Source organism: Streptomyces sp. NPDC023527 (genome assembly GCF_055560115.1).
In genome coordinates this window covers 116351-135309 of the sequence record NZ_JBVHJJ010000014.1, presented here as the reverse complement: position 1 = coordinate 135309, position 18959 = coordinate 116351, and the positions used below count along the sequence as shown (strand labels likewise).

Annotated in this window: 20 protein-coding genes; 12 read left to right on the top strand and 8 right to left on the bottom strand. The window is 71.4% G+C overall.

All coding sequences use genetic code 11. From position 1 onward, the window contains the following. Positions 1-52: 52 nt before the first annotated feature. Together ACZ303_RS26105 and ACZ303_RS26100 are read right to left on the bottom strand one after the other, a co-directional pair. Positions 53-1237 carry a pyridoxal phosphate-dependent aminotransferase gene (locus tag ACZ303_RS26105; RefSeq protein ID WP_467342870.1) on the bottom strand — a complete coding sequence of 395 codons (1185 nt, stop codon included), beginning with the start codon at positions 1235-1237 and terminating at the stop codon, positions 53-55. A gap of 101 nt (positions 1238-1338) precedes the next feature. Next, complete coding sequence (locus tag ACZ303_RS26100) at positions 1339-1896, bottom strand: cysteine hydrolase family protein (RefSeq protein ID WP_467342869.1); 558 nt, start codon at positions 1894-1896, stop codon at positions 1339-1341. 337 nt (positions 1897-2233) lie between these two features. Between ACZ303_RS26100 and ACZ303_RS26095 the strand changes: the two genes are divergently transcribed. The 8 genes from ACZ303_RS26095 to ACZ303_RS26060 all read left to right on the top strand — a co-directional run bounded on the left by ACZ303_RS26095 (position 2234) and on the right by ACZ303_RS26060 (position 9141). Further along, complete coding sequence (locus ACZ303_RS26095; RefSeq protein WP_467342867.1) at positions 2234-4132, top strand: FAD/NAD(P)-binding protein; 1899 nt, start codon at positions 2234-2236, stop codon at positions 4130-4132. A 134-nt stretch (positions 4133-4266) separates the two neighbouring features. Next, entirely contained in the window at positions 4267-5451 is a 1185-nt protein-coding gene (locus tag ACZ303_RS26090; RefSeq protein ID WP_467342865.1) for a LeuA family protein, read from the top strand. Between the two features lie 9 nt (positions 5452-5460). Next, positions 5461-5988: a LuxR C-terminal-related transcriptional regulator gene (locus tag ACZ303_RS26085; RefSeq protein ID WP_467342863.1), complete on the top strand. Its 528-nt coding sequence runs from the start codon at positions 5461-5463 to the stop codon at positions 5986-5988. A 290-nt stretch (positions 5989-6278) separates the two neighbouring features. Further along, positions 6279-6818, top strand: a complete 540-nt coding sequence (locus ACZ303_RS26080) for a hypothetical protein (RefSeq protein WP_467342861.1) — start codon at positions 6279-6281, stop codon at positions 6816-6818. Positions 6819-6886: 68 nt separating this feature from the next. Continuing rightward, on the top strand, positions 6887-7315 hold the full coding sequence (locus ACZ303_RS26075; protein ID WP_467342860.1) for a hypothetical protein: 429 nt from the start codon (positions 6887-6889) through the stop codon (positions 7313-7315). 5 nt (positions 7316-7320) lie between these two features. Then, positions 7321-7827, top strand: coding sequence for a thiol-disulfide oxidoreductase DCC family protein (locus ACZ303_RS26070; RefSeq protein WP_467342858.1), 507 nt, complete (start codon positions 7321-7323; stop codon positions 7825-7827). Continuing rightward, positions 7823-8557, top strand: coding sequence for a TetR family transcriptional regulator (locus ACZ303_RS26065; protein WP_467343002.1), 735 nt, complete (start codon positions 7823-7825; stop codon positions 8555-8557). Before ACZ303_RS26070 ends, ACZ303_RS26065 begins: the two co-directional genes overlap by 5 nt. Positions 8558-8670: 113 nt before the next feature. After that, a complete protein-coding gene (locus tag ACZ303_RS26060) occupies positions 8671-9141 on the top strand; it encodes an LppU/SCO3897 family protein (protein ID WP_467342856.1) in 471 nt (156 codons plus the stop codon). A 72-nt stretch (positions 9142-9213) separates the two neighbouring features. Here the strand turns inward: ACZ303_RS26060 and ACZ303_RS26055 are convergent, their stop codons facing one another. The 5 genes from ACZ303_RS26055 to ACZ303_RS26035 all read right to left on the bottom strand — a co-directional run bounded on the left by ACZ303_RS26055 (position 9214) and on the right by ACZ303_RS26035 (position 14500). Beyond that, a complete protein-coding gene (locus tag ACZ303_RS26055) occupies positions 9214-11256 on the bottom strand; it encodes a M6 family metalloprotease domain-containing protein (protein WP_467342854.1) in 2043 nt (680 codons plus the stop codon). Between the two features lie 205 nt (positions 11257-11461). Beyond that, on the bottom strand, positions 11462-11770 hold the full coding sequence (locus tag ACZ303_RS26050) for an SCO5918 family protein (RefSeq protein ID WP_467342852.1): 309 nt from the start codon (positions 11768-11770) through the stop codon (positions 11462-11464). A 46-nt stretch (positions 11771-11816) separates the two neighbouring features. Further along, positions 11817-13301 carry a DEAD/DEAH box helicase gene (locus ACZ303_RS26045; RefSeq protein WP_467342850.1) on the bottom strand — a complete coding sequence of 495 codons (1485 nt, stop codon included), beginning with the start codon at positions 13299-13301 and terminating at the stop codon, positions 11817-11819. Positions 13302-13634: 333 nt separating this feature from the next. Beyond that, on the bottom strand, positions 13635-13838 hold the full coding sequence (locus tag ACZ303_RS26040) for a cold-shock protein (RefSeq protein WP_046930152.1): 204 nt from the start codon (positions 13836-13838) through the stop codon (positions 13635-13637). Between the two features lie 314 nt (positions 13839-14152). Continuing rightward, positions 14153-14500 (bottom strand): MerR family transcriptional regulator, encoded by a 348-nt coding sequence (locus ACZ303_RS26035; protein ID WP_467342848.1) that lies wholly within the window; start codon positions 14498-14500, stop codon positions 14153-14155. Between the two features lie 323 nt (positions 14501-14823). On the opposite strand from ACZ303_RS26035, the gene ACZ303_RS26030 reads away from it, so the two are divergent. The 4 genes from ACZ303_RS26030 to ACZ303_RS26015 all read left to right on the top strand — a co-directional run bounded on the left by ACZ303_RS26030 (position 14824) and on the right by ACZ303_RS26015 (position 18146). Then, on the top strand, positions 14824-15246 hold the full coding sequence (locus tag ACZ303_RS26030) for an Hsp20/alpha crystallin family protein (RefSeq protein WP_467343001.1): 423 nt from the start codon (positions 14824-14826) through the stop codon (positions 15244-15246). Between the two features lie 127 nt (positions 15247-15373). Continuing rightward, positions 15374-15769 (top strand): DUF2267 domain-containing protein, encoded by a 396-nt coding sequence (locus tag ACZ303_RS26025; protein ID WP_467342846.1) that lies wholly within the window; start codon positions 15374-15376, stop codon positions 15767-15769. A gap of 160 nt (positions 15770-15929) precedes the next feature. Continuing rightward, a complete protein-coding gene (locus ACZ303_RS26020) occupies positions 15930-16361 on the top strand; it encodes a YciI family protein (protein ID WP_467342844.1) in 432 nt (143 codons plus the stop codon). A gap of 132 nt (positions 16362-16493) precedes the next feature. Beyond that, a complete protein-coding gene (locus tag ACZ303_RS26015) occupies positions 16494-18146 on the top strand; it encodes a sensor histidine kinase (protein WP_467343000.1) in 1653 nt (550 codons plus the stop codon). A 40-nt stretch (positions 18147-18186) separates the two neighbouring features. Here ACZ303_RS26015 and ACZ303_RS26010 read toward each other — a convergent pair whose 3' ends face one another. After that, entirely contained in the window at positions 18187-18894 is a 708-nt protein-coding gene (locus ACZ303_RS26010; protein ID WP_467342842.1) for a response regulator, read from the bottom strand. Positions 18895-18959: the final 65 nt, after the last annotated feature.

The window sequence follows — 18959 nt, the reverse complement described above, 5'->3', positions numbered from 1 at the left end:
GATATCGGTGTTGTCGGTCGTGATACGCGCCGCGAGGCCGGCCCCCGAAGGGTCAGCCGCGCTCCGCCAGAGCGGCGCCCATACGGTCCAGCGCCTGTTCGATGACCGCTCGGGACGTCGCGAAGGAGAGCCGGACGTGCCCCTCGCCGCCGGGGCCGAAGGCGGTGCCCGGCGTCACCGCGACACCGGCTTCCCGCAGCAGCCATTCGGTGAACTCCGCGGAACCCCCGAAACCCGTTCCGCGGATATCGGCGAACGCGTAGAACGCGCCGTCCGGCGGGGCGCACACGATTCCCGGCAGGGCGTTCAGACCGTCGACGACGATCCTCCTGCGGGCCGCGTACTCGGCCGCCATCTCCGCCACGGCGGTCTGCGGGCCGGTGAGCGCGGCCACGCCTCCGCGCTGGACGAACGACCCGGCGCAACCCACCGTGTGCTGCTGGACCTTGAGCACCTCGGCGATGACGTCGGAGGGGCCCGCGACGTAGCCGAGCCGCCAGCCGGTCATCGCGTAGCCCTTGGAGAAACCGTTCACCGTGAGGGTGCGTCCGGCACAGCCGGGCAGGCTCGCCAGGCTGATGTGCGGGGTGCCGTCGTAGCGGATCCGCTCGTAGATCTCGTCGGCGACGACGAACAGGTCGTGCTCGGCCGCGAACGCCGCGATGTCCGCGGCCTCCCGGTCGGTCAGGGACCGTCCCGTCGGGTTGTTCGGCGTGTTGACCAGAAGGACCCTGGTGCGGTCCGTCACATGCGCTTCCAGAACGTCCCGGGTGATGCGGAAGCCGTCCGCGGCGCTCAGCTCGGCCAGTACCGGTACGGCGCCCGCGAGGCGGGCCATCGAGGCGTAGCTGACCCAGCTGGGCGTGGGAACGAGGATTTCGTCGCCCGGGTCGAGGAGCGACAGCAGGGAAATGTACAGCGCGTGTTTCGCCGAGGGGGTGACAATGATGTCGCGGGCCGGGTCGACGGTTATTCCATTGTCTTTGCCGAGCTTTTCCCCGATGGCGTCGAGAAGGTCCGGTATTCCGCGGCTCGGCGTGTAATGCGTGTCGCCGTCGGCCAGGGCGGCAGCGGCCGTATCGGTGATGTGCGGCGCGGTCGCGAAGTCGGGCTCGCCACCTCCGAGGTCGAGGACCTCCACACCGCGGGCGCGCAGGCTCCGCACCATGTCGAAGACGGCGAATGTTGCTGAATTCTCGATTCCGGATACCCGGGTCGCTACGCGGCGGTTCCGCACGGTGCTGCCTTCCTCGGTCCAAGGGGAAACTGCGGGTCCACAGGGCGAACTGCGGGGTCCACAGGACGAACTGCGGGGGGGGCGTCGCAGGGAGCCCGGCGTCAGCCGGCCAGCGCCTGCCGGACGGTGGTGATCGTCGCGGTGCGGGCGAGGACCTTCAGGGCGGCCGCGTGCAGCTCGTCGTCCGAGGTGGCGGTGGCGTCCTCCAGGACCTCGACGAGGTAGTCGCGGTCGTGGCCCTCGCGGGCGGTGGAGAGCACGACCAGATCGGTCGTCACGCCCGTGAGCAGCAGGGTGTTGACGTTCCGCTCGCGCAGCAGCTGGTCCAGGTCCGTCCCGTGGAAGGGGCTGAGCCGGTGCTTGGCGACCACGGGCTCGCCGTCGGCCGGCTTCAGGGCGTCGTGCACCTCGGTGGCCCAGGTCCCCAGGACGATCCGGTTGTCCTCCCGCGCCTCACGGAAGACGGGCGACTCCGCCGGCCACTCCGCGTAGTCCGGGGAGAACCCGACCACGACGTAGACCACGGGGACACCGCCCGAACGGGCCAGACCGATGGCCTCCGCCGCCCGCTCCAGAACTCCGCGCCGCGTCACCTGCTCCAGATAACCCTCCTGCGCGTACTTGCCGTCGGGGTGCACGATCTCGTTGATGAGATCCATTACCAGAAGCGCCGGGCGCCTTTCCACTCTTTTCTCCAATTGCGAGTAGGGGAACTCGTGGCGGGGCACACAGTATCACCGGGATTCCCGGGCAATACCTGGCCGACTTTTGCATGAGCGGAATTCATGCCAAGCATGAACAAGCGCGTATTGAACGGGGATTCGGGGCGACCTACGCTCGGAGCGCAATCAATCGAGCCGGTACGCCGAAGGCACTTGAGCGGTACGCCGCGAGCACTCCGACCGGTACGTCACCACCATCTGAGCCGGTCCGTCCAGACGACCTTCACCACGCGCCACGGGCCCCGTGTGCCGCGGTGGGAATTCCGAGAGAGATATGGCTTTGACGCACCCCGCCGATGACCGCTGTTCCCCGTACCGGATCGCCGTCGTCGGCAGCGGACCGCGTGGCCTGTCCGTACTCGAACGGCTCGCCGCCCGGCTGGCCGAGAACCCGCCCGAGCGGCCCGTGGACATCCACCTCATCGACGAGGTGCAGGTCGGCTGCGGCCGGGTGTGGCGTTCGGACCAGCCCGAGTACTTCCTGATGAACACGGTGGCGGGCGAGGTCTCGTCCTTCTCCGGACCGCCCGACGGCGGCCCGGCCCGGCCCGGCGCGGGCCCCTCGCTCGCCCAGTGGTGGAGCACGGTCGACGCCGACTGCCCCGGCGACAACGGCTACGCGCCACGAGCGCTGCACGGGCGTTACATGCTGTTCGTCCTGGACACGGTGAAGGCCGCCCTGCCCGCGAACGTCCGGCTGCGCGAGGTACGGGCCTCGGTGCTGGACGTCGAGCGCGTCGACGGCGGATACCGGCTGGCGATGTCGGACGGCCCGTCCCTCGCCGCCGACCGCGTGGTCCTCGTCACCGGACACGCCCGCCCGGAGCCGGCCGGCCCGCAGAAGGACCTCGCGGACTTCGCGGCCACCCGGCCGCACCTCCGCTACATCCGCGGGGATTCCGCCGCGGACATGTCCCTGGAGACGATCCCGGCCGGGTCCGCCGTCGGGGTGCTCGGCCTCGGGCTGTCCTTCTACGACGTGATGTCCGCGCTGACCCTCGGGCGCGGGGGCACGTTCTCCGACGACGGCGCCGGAGGACTGGTCTATTCGCCCAGCGGTCAGGAGCCGCTCCTGGTCGCCGGTTCGCGCAGTGGCATGCCGCTGCCCGCTCGTGGACGCAATCAGAAGCACGCCAACTTCACCTACAAGACCGTGCTCTTCACCGCCGAACGCATCCGGCGCGAACGCCCCGGGCGCGACGTCGACTTCAGGGCCGACATTCTTCCCTGGCTGCTCGCCGAGTCCCACCTCGTCTACTACGCGACCGCCCTGCGGCGGCGCGACGGCGTCGAAGCGGCCGAGGTGTTCCGCTCCGAGGTCGCGCGGGCCGCCGGTGACGGACTGCCGGACGTCGCCGGGATCGCGGCCCGGCACGGGGCCGGCGGGCTGCCGCCCCTCGACCTCGAGGCGCTGGCCAGGCCCTTCGAGGGCCGGTCCTACACCGGCCCCGAGGAGTTCGAGAAGGCGCTCCTCGGGGCGATCGACGAGGATCTGGCCCACGCCGAACAGGGCAACTTCGACTCCCCGTTGAAGGCGGCCCTGGACGTGCTGCGCGACACCCGCGCGCTCATCCGGTCCTTCGTGGACTTCGCGGGCCTCCACCCGGCCTCGCACCGGGACGACTTCATCGGCTGGTACGCGGCACGCAGCTCCTTCCTCGCGGCCGGACCGCCGCGGGTCAGGCTCCGCCAGGTCGCGGCGCTGATCGAGTGCGGGCTGCTGCGGATCGCCGGGCCGCACACCCGGTTCACCACCGATCCGGAAGGCGACACCTTCCAGGTCTCCTCCCCCCACGTGACCGGCTCCGCGGTGCCGGTGACCACGGTGATCGACGCCCGCATCCCCTCCCCCGACCTGCACCGCGACCCCGCGCCGCTGACCCGCCGGCTCATCGACCGGGGCCTGTGGACCGACTACGTCAACGGCGAGGGCCCCGACGCCTTCCGCACCGGCGGCGTCGCGGTCACCGACTCCCCGTACCACCCGGTCGGCCGGGACGGTGAGCCCGAGACCGGGCTGTACGTCCTCGGCATCCCCACCGAGCACACCCGCTGGTTCATGCAGGGCGGCAGCAGCAGGCCCGGTTTCTGGACCGACTTCGTCCGGGACGCCGACGCCATCGCCGGCGACGCGCTCGCCGGGGTCGCGGCCCTCCAGCCGTCGCTCGGCTGAACCGTTCGGTCGTCGTCCGGCCGGGCCGGTCAGCTCCCGACCCGGCCCGGCCCTCACCCTCCTTTTTTCACGCACCGGTTCGTCCCCATGCGCCGCATCGGCCGCATGGTTCGAGGCTAGAAAGTGCAGGAATAATGCAGAACACAGCTGAGGCCCGCCGGATATCCGTGTTCGACACGACGCTCCGCGACGGCGAACAGGCCCCCGGAAACGCGATGACGCCCCAGCAGAAGCTGGACATCGCGCTGCGCATCGAGGCGCTCGGGGTCGACTACATCGAGGCCGGTTTCCCGGCGTCCTCGTCCAGCGAGTTCAGAGCCACCCAGCTCATCTCCAAGAACCTGACAACGGCCCGGTTCACCACCTTCGCCCGTGCCGTCCGCCAGGACATCGCGACGGCCGTGGAGGCCGGCGGCACCGCCAACCACCAGGTGCAGATCATGGCGACCGGCAGCGACATGCACCTGGTGCACAAGCGCGGCATCTCCCGCGAGGAGGCCGTCGCCGAGGTCGTGGACTCCGTCGCGTACGCCCGCTCCCTGGGCGTGGAGTCCGTCTCGGTCGGCATCGAGGACGCCAGCCGGGGCGAGCACGAGCTGCTGCGCGCCATCGTCGAGGGCGGCATCGAAGCCGGTGCCACCTGCTTCGTGGTCGCCGACACCTCCGGCTGCAACACCCCCGACGAGTACGCCGCGCTCATCCGCGCGTTCCGCACCTGGGCACCCTCCCCGGTGCGCATCGCCACCCACTGCCACCAGGACTTCGGGCTCTCCCTCGCCAACGCGGTGGCCGGTCTGCAGGCCGGCGCCGACGAGGTGCAGGCCACCCTGGGCGGCATCGGCGAGCGCGCGGGCAACACCCCGCTGGAAGAGGTGGCCGCCCTCCTCGCCTACAAGCGCGACCAGCTCGGCATCTACACCGACATCGACCTCACGGCCATGTACGAGGCGTACACCCACCTGCGCGAGGCGATCCACCTGGAGGAGCCGCGCAACAAGGCGATCTTCGGCACGTACGCCTTCGGCACGGCGGCGGGCATCCACCAGCAGGGGCTGCTGCGCAACCCCGCCACGTACGAATACGTCGAGCCCGCCCGGTTCGGCCGGGAGCGCTCCATCCTGATCGGCCGCCACTCCGGCCGCGCGGTGCTGCGCCACCTGCTCGACCAGATCGGCGTCGAGGCCGACGACGCACGGGTCGCCGAGCTGTACCGGGTCCACATCGCCGAGCGGGTCGGCGGTGACTGCGAGGACCTGGAGGTACTCAAGGAGCGCCTGATCGAGACGTTCAAGGGCGCCGGTGAGCTCGTCGGAGCCTGACGAACGCCGATGAGCCCCAGCACACTGTCGAGCCGTACGGACGTGGCGGTCGTGTCGATCGACCGCCACGAGGACTTCACCGACGCGGTCGCGGACCTGACCGCCCGGGGCGTCCAGGTCGTCCTCATCGGTTCCGGCTGGACCGCGCGCAGGCTGGACGCGGCGCTCGCCGCCGGGGTGCGCGGCTGCCTGACCCGGGAGACCGAGGGCGCGCGGCTGGCCTCGGCGGTCGAGGCGGTCGCCGCGGGGAGCGTGGTGATCTCCCCGGAACTGTTCGAGCTGCGCCGGGCACGCGCCGCCCGCCCCTCCCATGAGCTGCTGCGCACGCTCTCCGAGCGCGAGCGCACGGTGATCGCGCTGCTCGGGCAGGGCCTCTCCGGCGCGGAGGTCGCGGGCCGGCTCCGCATCACACCGGCGACCGTCAAGAGCCATGTCTCCCACACCCTGGCGAAGCTCGGGGTACGCACACGGGTCGAGGCGGTGTTGCTGCTGCGCGACGCGCGGAACACGGCGGCTCCCGCGCACTCCCGCGCATAGCGACGGACAGCCGCTGACGAAGGCCCCGACCGGGAAACCGGTCGGGGCCTTCGCGTTCGCCGTGGATGAGCCCGGCGTACTGCTCGTACGGCGGAGAGGTGTACCGCGCCACCGCCGGCGCGCTCCCGTAGAGGCGAGCGCCGCGTGTACGACATTCCTACGCTCCCGGATGTGACCGACAGTCGTATGTCCGGCCCGCCCCGACCGCCCTACGGTTACTGTCGCCCCGGACCCCGGCAGCACGTGCACCCATCCGTCGACGGAAGTCGCGCACGCAGCCGAGGTGAAGAATGAACCCGCAGCACCAGGGGCCGCCGCTCTCCGCACACTTCGCCATGGACGGCCCCCTGAACTGGGCCCTCACACTGAAGCGGAAGCCCGGCAGCGAGGACATCGCCGTACAGCTCCTGAACGGCGCCCTCCACGCCGTCGGCACCGAACAGGACCTCGCCACCACGGCCCGCCACATCACCGGCCGGGCCTGCCGGTTCGTCGTGGAGCACACCAGCGGGCCGCACTACGCGCTTCTGGTCACCCTGACAGCGGCGCAGTGCACCGTGACCTGCTCGGAGCACGAGGACCCGATGCGCGCGCAGCCCCTCCCGCGATCGGACGCCGCGGCGTCCGCCGAGGAGGCCGCACTGCGCCGCGACCTGAGGGCGAGGGAACCCCGCATCGAGATCCTCGACCTCCTGATGCAGGAGGCGCCGTACGCGGTCGTACGCGCCTCCTGCCGGGCCCAGCACGCGGGATCACGGGGCCTCGCGCTCGGCGGTGCGCCCGCCCACCCCCGCGAGACCCTGCTCGTTGAGCCGCATTCCCCGGCTTGAACGTGTTCAAAAACAGGTCTACAGTCACCGACACAAGGTTTTGAACACGTTCAAGAAGGGGTGGGGACGTGGACCTCACAGTCGTCGCGTATGTCATCTACCTGCTGTGCAGCGTGGGCCTCACGATCTGGGTCGCACGGACGCTCAGCCGGAACGGGCGGGTCTTCCTCGCCGACGTCCTGCACGGGAACGAGAAGCTCGCCGATGCCGTCAACCACCTGCTGGTGGTCGGCTTCTACCTGGTGAACCTCGGGTTCGTCGCGCTGTACCTGCGGGACGACGCCACGATCGCCGACTCCCGGGGCGTGTTCGAGGCGCTGTCGCGGAAGATCGGCGTCGTCCTGCTCGTACTCGGCGTCATGCACCTCGGCAACGTCTTCGCGCTCAGCAGGTTCCGCCGGCGCGGGATGATGGACCGGGAGCAGAACCCGCCGGTCCCGCCGCAGGGGTACACGGGCCCGCAGGGCACCTGGGCCGCTCCCGCCGGTGGGCAGTGAGCCCGATGGAGACCGTCGCCACCGTCGGCCGGGACGCCCAGCGCGTCCCGGTTCGCCGGCTCACCGTCCTGTACGACGCGCAGTGCCCGCTCTGCACGTACGTACGCAACTGGCTCGCCAAGCAGCGGCAGCTCGTACCGCTCGATCTCGTGCCGGCCGGGTCGCCCGAGGCCGGGCGGCGCTTCCCGCACCTCGATCCGGTCTCGACGCTGGAGGAGATCACCGTCGTCGGAGACGGCGGGCAGGTGTACCGGGGGGCCGCCGCCTGGGTCGTGTGCCTGTGGGCGCTCGCCGAGTACCGGCCGCTCTCGCACAAGATCAGCACCCCGTCGGGTCTGCGCTTCGCGCGCCGCGCGGTGCTGACCGCCGCGAAGATCCGCGAGACGCAGCGGGCCCGGAGCGCCGGCCGCGGCGCGTACGGCGCGGCGAGCGGCTGGTCGTACGACCCGGCGACCGGTTGGACCCACACCGGTCCCCCGGCCTGCGGCAGCGGTTGCGCCGCACCCGATTAGGCTCTGGACCGTGCCAGCAGAGAACGAGCCCCGACCGGCCAAGAGCGAGCAGACGCGCGCCCTGATCCTGGAAACCGCGATGAGGCTCTTCCAGGAGCGGGGCTACGACAAGACCACGATGCGGGCCATCGCCAAGGAGGCCGGGGTCTCCGTCGGCAACGCGTACTACTACTTCGCCGGCAAGGAGCACCTGATCCAGGGCTTCTACGACCGGATCGCCGAGGAGCACCGGGCGGCGGTCCGCGACGTGCTCGACCGGGAGACCGATCTGGAGGCGCGGATCTCCGGGGTGCTGCGGGCGTGGCTGGACATCGCCGAGCCGTACCACGAGTTCGCGGCGCAGTTCTTCAAGAACGCCGCCGACCCGGAGAGCCCCCTCAGCCCCTTCTCGCCCGAGTCCGAGCACGCGCGCGACGCGGCCATCGCCGTGCACCGCGAGGTGCTCTCGGGCTCCAAGGCGAAGGTGCCCGCGGAGCTCGCCGACGCGCTCCCGGAGATGCTGTGGCTCTCCCAGATGGGGCTCGTCCTGTACTGGATCTTCGACAGCTCCCCCGGCCGCGAGCGCAGCCACCGCCTGGCCGAGCGCGGGGCCCGGCTGACCACCCGCGGCGTCTCGCTGGCGCGCTTCCGGGTGCTGCGGCCGCTCGTCCACGAGGTGCACGAGCTGTTCACGGACTTCCTGCCGGGGATGGCCCAGACGGTCACCGCCCGCAAGAAGCCGGCGACGTAGCGGGGGCCGTCACGGTTGCGGTGGGCGGCGGACAAGCGATCTACGAACGGTAACCTGCACCGGTCAACATCACGTTGACGTCCGTTCACGCAGTCGAACACGGGGATCACCGCATGTCCGCACCGCCGCCGTACTACCAGAACCAGCCTCCGCAGCAGCACGGTTACCCCCAGCAGCATGGCTACCCGCAGCCGCCCGCGCCCCAACCCCCGCGGCGGCCCACCGCGTTGCAGAGGCTGATCCCCATCGTCGTCGTCCTGGCGGTCTTCGGTGGCGGAGCCTGGTACGTGTGGGACTACAACACCGACCCCAACGGCGGCAAGGCCAAGAAGGACGCCGCACAGGCCGCGCGGGTGGAGGAGGACAAGAAGCACAGTCCGAACATCGGCGACTGCGTCAAGATCCAGGACCCCAAGGGCAAGCCGGTGCCGGACATCGTCGGCTGTGACTCCGGTCAGGCCGAGTACAAGATGGGGCAGAAGCTGTACGGCCCCGACAAGAAGTGCGGGCCGGAGTTCGACTACGGCATTCAGTACTCGATCTCTCGGGGCACCGACTACACCCTGTGCTTCACCAAGGTCTGACCCGCGGAAGCAGGCGAAGCGGGCACCGCGCACCGGCCGACGCCCGTACGCGGTGCCGCTTCGAACGGCTCGCTACTTCTTGAGCGAGCAGGTGGCCTCCGCCGTCCGGCTCGGGTCGCTCTCCGAGCGGGCGGTGAGGGTGATCTTCGCGTTCCGGTCGGCGGCCGCCTTCGCCGTGACGGCGACGTCCACGGGCACCGAGGCGCCGGACGCGGCGGTGGTGAGCCGCTGCGGGAGCCAGGCGGACCAGCCGCGCGCGGTGGTCGTGGCCGACAGCCGGTAGACGTCGGAGGACAGGTACGGGCCGTCCTGCGGGGTCGCGCGGCCGGTGTTGGCCAGGGCGAAGGTGCACACGGCGCGGCCGCTCGCGGGCTTGCCCTTCGCCGTGCCCTTGCCGAGGGCGAGTCCGCGCTCCTGCGGGCCCGCGCCGTCCAGGGACTTCACGCCGACGCTGTACGAGAGCACTCCGGCGGCGTCGCGCCGCACGTCGAGGACGTAGAAGTGCAGCCGGTTGGCCTCGTCGACGTACTCGTACGAGCTGCCGGAGTCGGCACCCGCGTGGAAGAGCGCGTCGCTGAGCTGCCGGTAGTCGCCCATGGTGATCTTCTGCGGGGTGCCGTCGGGGCGCTTGAAGTCCACCAGGTCGATGTCCTCGGGATGGGCGTCGATCACCCAGGCGAACGGGGCGCGGTCCGCGTTCTTGGTCTTGCTCAGCAGCACGCCGTTGTCCGGCGTGAACGAGTCCATGCCCATGCGGTCGACGACCTCGACGGTGTAGTTGTCGTAACCACCCCCGTCGCACAGGGGGTTCGTCTCGCGGTCGCACGCCGGGGACAGGTCGCGGCCCATGGTGATGTTGACGCCCGTGAGGCCCTTCTCGCCGGGGGGCGCGGAGCGGGCGGTGACGCGGGCGACGACGAGGCCGGAGTTCTTGAGGGCGTCGCGGTCGAGGCGCAGGACGTTCTTCTCGTCGACGATCCCGAGCTTCATCTTGTCCCGCAGTACGTGCTGGGAGCCCATCGAGCCGCCGGCGGTGGCGGGGATCTGCCAGCGGGTGTGCGGCCCGCCGGGGCCGTTGAACGAGCCCCGGGAGAGCATGCTCCAGATGCCGGTGTAGGCGCGGCTCAAGGGCGTGCCGTAGGGGTTGTTGTAGTTGTCCCCGATGCCCAGGATGTGGCTGAGTTCATGGGCGAACGTGGCCATGCCGGAGCTCTCGGCCTGGGTGGACGAGCCGTTCGCCGCGTTGGGCCAGATACGGGCGGCCGCCTGCCAGGACGTCCACGGCACGTAGCGGGTCTTCGCCGCGTTGCCCCCGAGAGGGGTGGCGGACGGCGGGCCCCACGCGGCCGGTACGTCCTGCGCGCCGGCGAACTTCATCGGGCCGAACTCCTGCCAGGCGGACGACTCGTCCACTCCGGCGGTGAGGTAGAAGACGAAGTCGAACTCCGCGGGCTTTCCGGCGCCCACGTCCGCGACCCAGGCGCGCTTGCCGTCGGTGCGGATGTCCTTGCCGCAGGTGGCGGCGCGCGGACAGGAGTCGGGGTTCATGCCGGACTCGATGCCGTACTGGTAGGACTTCCACGGCATGCGGTAGACGCCGAACGCGGTCAGGTCGACGCCGACGCGGCCGCCGGAGTCCTCCATCCAGTACTCGTTGATGGTGTGGCCGTGGTTGAGCGGGCCGGGCTTGTTCAGGAAGTCCTGGTAGAACTTGGCCAGGCGGTCCCGGGGGATGCCGGCGGCGCCGGCCTGCGGGTTGCCGAACCGGGCGGTGCCGGCGGCCTTGCTGACCGAGAACTCCTCGTCCGGGTAGTCCAGGAGCACGAGAGCGCCCTTGAACGTGCGCTTCGTGGGTTTGACGTCGGGGTTGGCCCAGTCGGTGCCGGGCACCGAGCGGTACTCGGCCCAGGTCATGTCGTCCGGGTTGCGCCAGCGCTGCGGGTCGACCGGCTGGACGAGGGGCGGTCGTACGCGGGGCGCGGCATCCGGTGACGCCTGCGCGGGCCCGGCGGCGACGGCGGCGGCCAGGAGCCCGAGCAGCACGGCGCCGACGCCTGCCCGGCGCCTGCGCATGCGGCTCGCCCGGCGGGCGGCGGGTCTGTGACGGAGGAACACGGCTCACCTCTTGCCTGAAGTCATTGGACTGAGCATGACAAGACGTTCGATGGATGAGCCCATCGCGGTCACGGTAGGGCGGAGGAAGGCGTGACGCCAGAGCGCCTGCGTGACACTCGACGCCCGTGGGGCGGCGTGAGCCCGTCCGGCGCGAAGAAAAGCCCCGACCGGTATTCCGGTCGGGGCCCTCGTTCATGACGGTGGGTCAGGCGATGGTGGGGGAACCCAGCAGCGCCGTCGCCGTCTCCAGCGGGGTCGGGGGGACGACCGGGGCCGGGGTGGGAACCGAGTGGCAGGTGAAGCCCAGGCGGATCAGGGCGCGGGTCACCTCGGACGCCGTGAAGTCACGACGGTCCTGCTTGGTGATCACTTCACCCACCTGCTTGACGGGGTAGGTGCGGCGGCCGATGGTCACCGACGCGTCCGTGACCGGTTCGGGCTTGATGCCCTTCATCGAGTGCTCCACCTCGCTCTTGACCAGGTCGAAGGGAAAGCGGGCGATGACGCAGCGCATAGTGCCTCAACAGGGTTGTAGGTAAGGCCGATTGACGAGCGGGGGCTTATGCGGCCCTGCGGTTCTGGCCGGCGTAGCGGCGGCCACGGGCGGCCGAGGAGGAGGAGCGGCGCTTGGCGCCGCCCTCCGCCACCGGGGCCGTGATGGTGACGGGGACGCCCGAGGGCGCCTGGGCACCGGTGATGCGGCTCAGTTCGGCTTCCCCGGACCGTACCTGGGCGATCTGCGGCGTGATGCCCGCGTCGGCCATCAGGCGGGCCATGTCCCGGCGCTGGTTGGGCAGGACCAGGGTGACGACGCTGCCGGACTCCCCCGCACGGGCGGTGCGGCCGCCGCGGTGCAGGTAGTCCTTGTGGTCGCTGGGCGGGTCGACGTTGACGACGAGGTCGAGGTTGTCGACGTGGATGCCGCGGGCCGCGACGTTGGTCGCCACCAGCACCGAGACGTGGCCGGTCTTGAACTGGGCGAGCGTGCGGGTGCGCTGCGGCTGGGACTTGCCGCCGTGCAGCGCGGCGGCCCGTACACCGCTGCTCAGCAGGTGCTGGGTGAGCTGGTCCACGGCGTGCTTGGTGTCCAGGAACATGATCACCCGGCCGTCGCGGGCGGCGATCTCGGTCGTCGTGGCGTACTTGTCGGCGCCGTGGACGTGCAGGACGTGGTGCTCCATGGTGGTCACCGCGCCGGCCGAGGGGTCGACCGAGTGGACGACCGGGTCGTGGAGGTAGCGGCGGACCAGCAGGTCGACGTTGCGGTCCAGGGTGGCGGAGAAGAGCATCCGCTGACCCTCGCCGCGCACCTGGTCGAGGAGCTCGGTGACCTGGGGCATGAAGCCCATGTCGGCCATCTGGTCGGCCTCGTCCAGGACGGTGATGGCGACCCGGTCCAGGCGGCAGTCGCCGCGCGCGATGAGGTCCTTGAGCCGGCCCGGGGTCGCGACGACGACCTCGGCACCGCCGCGCAGGGCGCTCGCCTGGCGGCCGATCGACATGCCGCCGACGACGGTGGCCAGCCGGAGCTTCAGCGCCCGGGCGTACGGGGTGAGCGCGTCGGTGACCTGCTGGGCGAGCTCACGGGTGGGGACGAGCACCAGGGCGAGCGGCTGCCGGGACTCGGCCCGCTGCCCGGCGGTACGGGCCAGCAGCGCCAGGCCGAAGGCCAGGGTCTTGCCCGATCCGGTGCGGCCGCGGCCCAGGACGTCCCGGCCGGCCAGGGAGTTCGGCAGGGTCGCCGCCTGGATCGGGAACGGCTCGTTCATGCCGAGGCCCTCAAGGGTCTTCAGCAGCGGCGACGGCAGGTCGAGCTCCGCGAAGGCGGCGACGGGCGGCAGCGCCGGGGTGATGGTGACCGGCAGGGCGAACTCGCCCTGAAGCGAGGCGGGACGGCGGCGGGGGCCGCCGGGGCGGCCGCCTCCACCGGAGCGGCCGGGCGCGGCCGAGCGGTTCCGGTCCGGCGCACGGAAGCCGCGGCCGGCGGCGGGGGCGCCCCGGCGGGCGCCGGAGGAGCGGTCGTTCGTGCGAGTGGTGCGGTTCATGCAGAACCTTCCTCGATGCGGCAACGTATCGAGGAATTCCCGGCGGCGGCGGTGGGCCGCACAGAGGATCGCAAGAACGAGCCGAAGAAATACGAATACGAAGTCCGGTCGCCGGCGATGGGCCGGGGGCGGCGCTTCGGAAATGAGCTCGGGCGGATCCACGTCCGGCCGGAGCCAAGGGCGGGGCATCCCGCCGTACGGTACGAACGGGCTCGCGCCGGTGACCTCACCGGCGGCCCGGGTGGGCGCCCTGGAAAACGCAACGAGCCGGGGCCCGCACCCAAGGTGCGGGCCCCAGCTGCGTCATGCGTCATACGCCTCGGAGCTTCGAGGTCAGGCGGGAACGATGTTCTCGGCCTGCGGGCCCTTCTGGCCCTGCGTGACGTCGAAGTTCACCTTCTGGCCTTCCTGAAGCTCACGGAAGCCCTGGGTGGCGATGTTCGAGTAGTGGGCGAAGACGTCAGCGCCGCCACCATCCTGCTCGATGAAGCCGAAGCCCTTTTCCGCGTTGAACCACTTGACGGTGCCAGTAGCCATGTCATATCTCCTTCGGGGCATAGCCCGAGGGCCGCACTGTGCGGCCCCGTGTCGCTGTGATGATTGCCCCGGCCGGAAAGCACCGGAAATACAAAAGCGCTCACCGACACATATAGCCGGGAGAGCACTTGAAGTCCTTGGGAAACCACAACTGCAACTGAGATCGAGCGTAGCACGATGCGAGCGGCCGATCACGAGAAGTAATTTGGCTCCGCCCGTCGTGCCACAATTCCTCCTCGCGCATGGCGGCTATTTCTGTGCCTGCGAGGAGAGATATCCGGCTGCGGGCGGCACAGCGCGTACGCCGGCGGGCCTCAGGCGTCGGTCGGAGCCTGTGGGCCGGACCCGGGGCGGCGCAGCTCCTCGTTCAGCCGCAGCGCCTCTTCCAGCTGGTCCTCGAGGATGACGATGCGGCAGGCGGCGTCGACGGGCGTGCCGCCGTCGACCAGCTCGCGGGCGCGGGCGGCGATGCGCAGTTGGTAGCGGGAGTACCGGCGGTGGCCGCCCTCGGAGCGCAGCGGGGTGATCAGCCGGGCCTCACCGAGGGCGCGGAGGAAGCCGGGCGTGGCTCCGATCATCTCGGCCGCGCGGCCCATGGTGTAGGCGGGGTAGTCGTCGTCGTCGAGCCGGTCGGTGGCGGGCGGCTGGGCTTCTCGGGGCATCTGCACCTTTTCTGGAGCGCGTCGAGGGGCCCCGGTACCGAGTGGCACCGGGGCCCCGAGGGTTACAACACCATCTACCGGCATCCGGGCGCCGGCTCTCACACCGTTTGGCTATGAGAAAACCCTAACGACACATCCTCGCCATGTCTACCTTCGCCGCAGTAGATTTTCGGGAGTAGGGACGGAAGTTTCCGGACCCGGGGTGCGGCCGCGGGAGGGCGACTGGGCCAGGTTGAGCGGAGGCTTGTCAACTTTGCTGCGGCGAGCTATATAGATGGTGTCGACATGCGCATCCCTCATCCACGGGAAAGGAGTGACCGATGATGCTCATGCGAACCGACCCCTTCCGCGAGCTCGACCGGCTGACCCAGCAGGTGCTGGGCACGGCGGCGCGGCCGGCGGCCATGCCGATGGACGCCTTCCGGGACGGTGAGACCTTCGTCGTCGAGCTGGACCTGCCGGGCGTGGACCCGGAGAGCATCGACCTCGACGTCGAGCGGAACGTCCTGACTGTCAAGGCCGAGCGCCGCCCGAGCGCGGGCGAGAGCGCCGAGGTCCTGATCACGGAACGGCCCGCCGGGACGTTCAGCCGCCAGCTCTTCCTCGGCGAGACCCTGGACACCGAGCGCATCGACGCCACGTACGACGCCGGCGTGCTCCGGCTGCGCATCCCGGTCGCCGAGCAGGCCAAGCCCCGCAAGATCTCGATCACGGGCGGGGACCGGCCCAAGGAGATCCGGAGCTGACCCCGCCGGGGCGGGACCGGTGACGCTGCCCCCGGCCCCGCCCCGATCGGCCCGGCGCTCCGGAAGGCGCCGGGCGGCCGGACGGCGGTCGCCCGGCCGAAGCGGGCAGCGGCCGAAGGGGGCCGACATGGTGATGATGTGGGACGCGTTCCTGTCCGCCGTTCAGGAACGCGGGCAATACCCCTCACGACGGGAGGCCGAACGGTCGGCCCGCGTCGTACTGGCGCTCCTGGGCGCACACCTGGTGGGCTCGGAGAAGGCCGGCCTCGCCGCGCGCCTGCCGGAGGAGTCCGCGCTGGTGCTGCTCAACCCGCTGCCGGCCGCGGAACCGCTCAGCCCTCAGCGCTTCGTCCGGGCGACGGCGGCGTGGATCGACGGAGCCACCGAGGAGACAGCGAAGTGGGACGTCAGCGCCGTGCTCAGCGTGGTGGCCGACGCGGCCGGCGAGGAGCTGATGCGCCGCGTCCTGCTCCAGCTCCCCCCGAACTACGACCTGCTCTTCGGACACCCCGAGCCGATCTGAGCGGCCGGCCCGCCCGGCCCGGAGGGCGATCCGCGTAGCCCTGGAGGGTGGTTCCCGGAAAACCTCCCGCGCGGTGTCGATATCCGCGGCTCCCGTACGACGTCCCTTGTGAGAGCCGCCCCCGACCGGTGGTGGCGGCCCGGTCCGAGGGAGCGACGTCGTGAAATACATGGTGATCCTGCAAGGAACGCAGGCCGACTACGAGGCGATGCGCGGCAACGGCTCCGCCCACAGCCCGGCCTGGAGCGAGCGCGACATGGAGGCGATGTTCGCCTTCATGTCGCGGATCAACGACGATCTGGCCGCGTCCGGCGAGCTCGTCGACGGCAACGGGCTGGCCGAGCCGGCCCGTACCCGCCTCGTCGACAGGGACAGGAGCGGGAAGACCGTGATCACGGACGGCCCGTACAGCGAGACCAAGGAGGTCATCGCCGGCTACTGGGTGCTGGACTGCGCGAGCCTGGACCGGGTCACGGAGATCGCGGCGCGCATCACCCAGTGCCCGGGGCCCGAGGGCGCCGAGAACAACGCGGTGGTCATCCGGCCCGTCCTCGACAGTGGGGCCGAGCTCTGCCGAAGCGGCCAGGAGTGATCGAGGGCGATCGGGAGTGATCACTGTCGTACGCTGCTGATCAGGCAACGGGGCGCCCGGGGAGCAGTCATGTCCACATCCGAACAGCACGCACAGGCGGCGCGTCGGCCGCGGCTCCGCGAACCGGACCGGATGCACAGCCTCCTCGACGCCGTCATGGGCCTCGGGCACGGCCTCGAACTGCCGCAGGTCCTGCGCGGCATCGTCGAGGCCGCGGTCACCCTCACCGACGCCGAGTACGGCGCGCTGGGAGTCGTCGGCGACGGGCAGACACTGTCGGAATTCCTGCCGGTCGGCATGTCCGACGAGCTCACGGCCCGGATCGGCCGGACGCCCTGCGGCCGGGGCATCCTCGGCGAACTCATCACCCACCCCGCGCCGCTCAGGCTCACCGACCTCTCCCGGCACCCGCACAGCTACGGCTTCCCCGCCCACCACCCGCCGATGCGTACGTTCCTGGGCGTGCCGGTCCGCGTCCGGGACGAGGTCTTCGGGAACCTCTACCTCACCGAGAAGCGCGGCGGCGGCGCCTTCACCGAGGACGACGAGGCCGTGCTGACCACCTTGTCCCTCGCGGCGGGCGTGGCCATCGACAACGCCCGGATGTATTACGAGAGCCGCCGCCGGGAACGCTGGCTGGAGGCGCTCGGCGAGATCACCCGGTCCCTGCTGTCCGGCACGGACGCCGGCGAGGTCCTGCGCCTGACCGCCGAGCGCGCGATGGAGGTCGCCGGCGCCGAGCACGCCGCCGTGCTGCTCCCGCCCACCGCGGGACCGGCGGGCGCCGCCCCGCCGGACCGGCTGGTCGTGGACGTCGTCCACGGCCACGGCATCGGCCTCGTCGAAGGAATGGCCGTCCCCGCCGAGGGCTCCCTGTCCGGCCTCGCCGCCCGTACGGGCCGGCCCGTCACCAGCCCCGACATCCGGACCGACCCGCGCGCGTACCCCCTCGATCAGGGCGCGCCCGAACACGGGCAGGGCGTCTGCGGTCCCACCGTCGCCGTGCCGCTGCAGATCGACGCCGGGGACTCCGGCGCCCTGCTGCTGAGCCGGCTGGCCGGCCGGCAGCCGTTCGACGACACGGAGGTGAAGCTGATATCCGGCTTCGCCGACCAGGCCGCCGTCGCGCTCGAACTCGCCCGGCGCCGGGCCGAGTCCGAGGAGCTGACCGTCCTCCACGACCGCGACCGCATCGCCCGCGACCTGCACGACCTCGCGATCCAGCGGCTCTTCGCCACGGGCATGACGCTGCAGAGCGCGACCCGGCTCATCGACCGCCCGGAGGCCGCCGAGCGCGTCGACCGCGCGGTGAACGACCTCGACACCACCATCCGCATCATCCGGTCGACGATCTTCGGCCTGCGCACCACCGGTGACGCCACCGGCGCCCCGAGCCTGCGCCGGAGCATGGCCGAGACCGCCCAGGCGGCCGCCCGGACACTCGGCTTCGCCCCGGCGTTACGGATCGACGGCCCGGCGGACACGAACGTGCCCGGCGAACTGGCCGAGCAGGTGCTGGCCGTGACCGCCGAGGCCCTCAGCAACGCCGCCCGGCACGCGCGCGCCCGGCACGTGGACATCACCCTCACCGTGGACGACCACGTCACCCTGACGGTGGCGGACGACGGCGTGGGCGGCGCGGCGGACGGCGGCGGACGGCGCGGCGGCGGGCTCGCCAACATGCGCTCGCGCGCCGAGCTGCACGGCGGCGGCCTCACCATCGACTCCCCCGCGGCGCCGCCGGGCGGCACCCGCGTCGTCTGGCGTGCGCCCCTGCCCGTATGACCGCGCGCCCCTGCCCGCATGACGGCGTGCGGCCGGGTCGTCATACGGTGCCGTGCCGCCCCTTCCGCTGTCGCACCTGCCCGGCGATCACCGCCGCCTGCACCCGGCGGCCCACGCCCAGCTTGGACAGGATGGAGGAGATGCGGTTCTTGACCGTCTTCTCCGCCAGGCCCAGCCGGTCGGCTATCTGCCGGTTGGTCAGCCCTTCCCCGATCAGCTCCAGGATCTGCCGTTCGCGCGGCGAGAGCCGGTCGAGTTCGGAGGTGGGGGCGGACGGCTCGGGGCCGCGCAGCCGCGCCATCACCCGTGAGGTCGTGCCGGGGTCCAGCGTCGAGCGGCCCGTGGCGACCGTACGCACCGCCGACACCAGCTCCGAGCCGTTGATCTGCTTGAGCACATAGCCGGCGGCGCCCGCCATGATGGCGTCGAACAGGGCCTCGTCGTCGTCGAACGACGTGAGCATCAGGCAGGCCAGTTCCGGCATCCGGGCCCGCAGTTCGCGGCACACCCCGATGCCCTCGTGGTCCCCGCCGTCGTCGGTCCGCTCCCCGAGCCGTACGTCGAGGACGGCCACGTGGGGGCGGGTGGCGGGCACGCGCGCGAGCGCCTCACGGGCGTTGGCGGCCTCCCCCACGACCTCGATGTCCTGTTCCGCTTCGAGGAGGTCGCGCACCCCTCGGCGCACGACCTCGTGGTCGTCGAGGATGAAGACGCGCAGGGGCGGGGCCGGCGAGGTGTATGGGTCCATACACGCAGTATGTCCGGGCCCGGTGGAGCGGCAGGAGCGGGGCCGCCCTGGTCAGGGCCTGACTC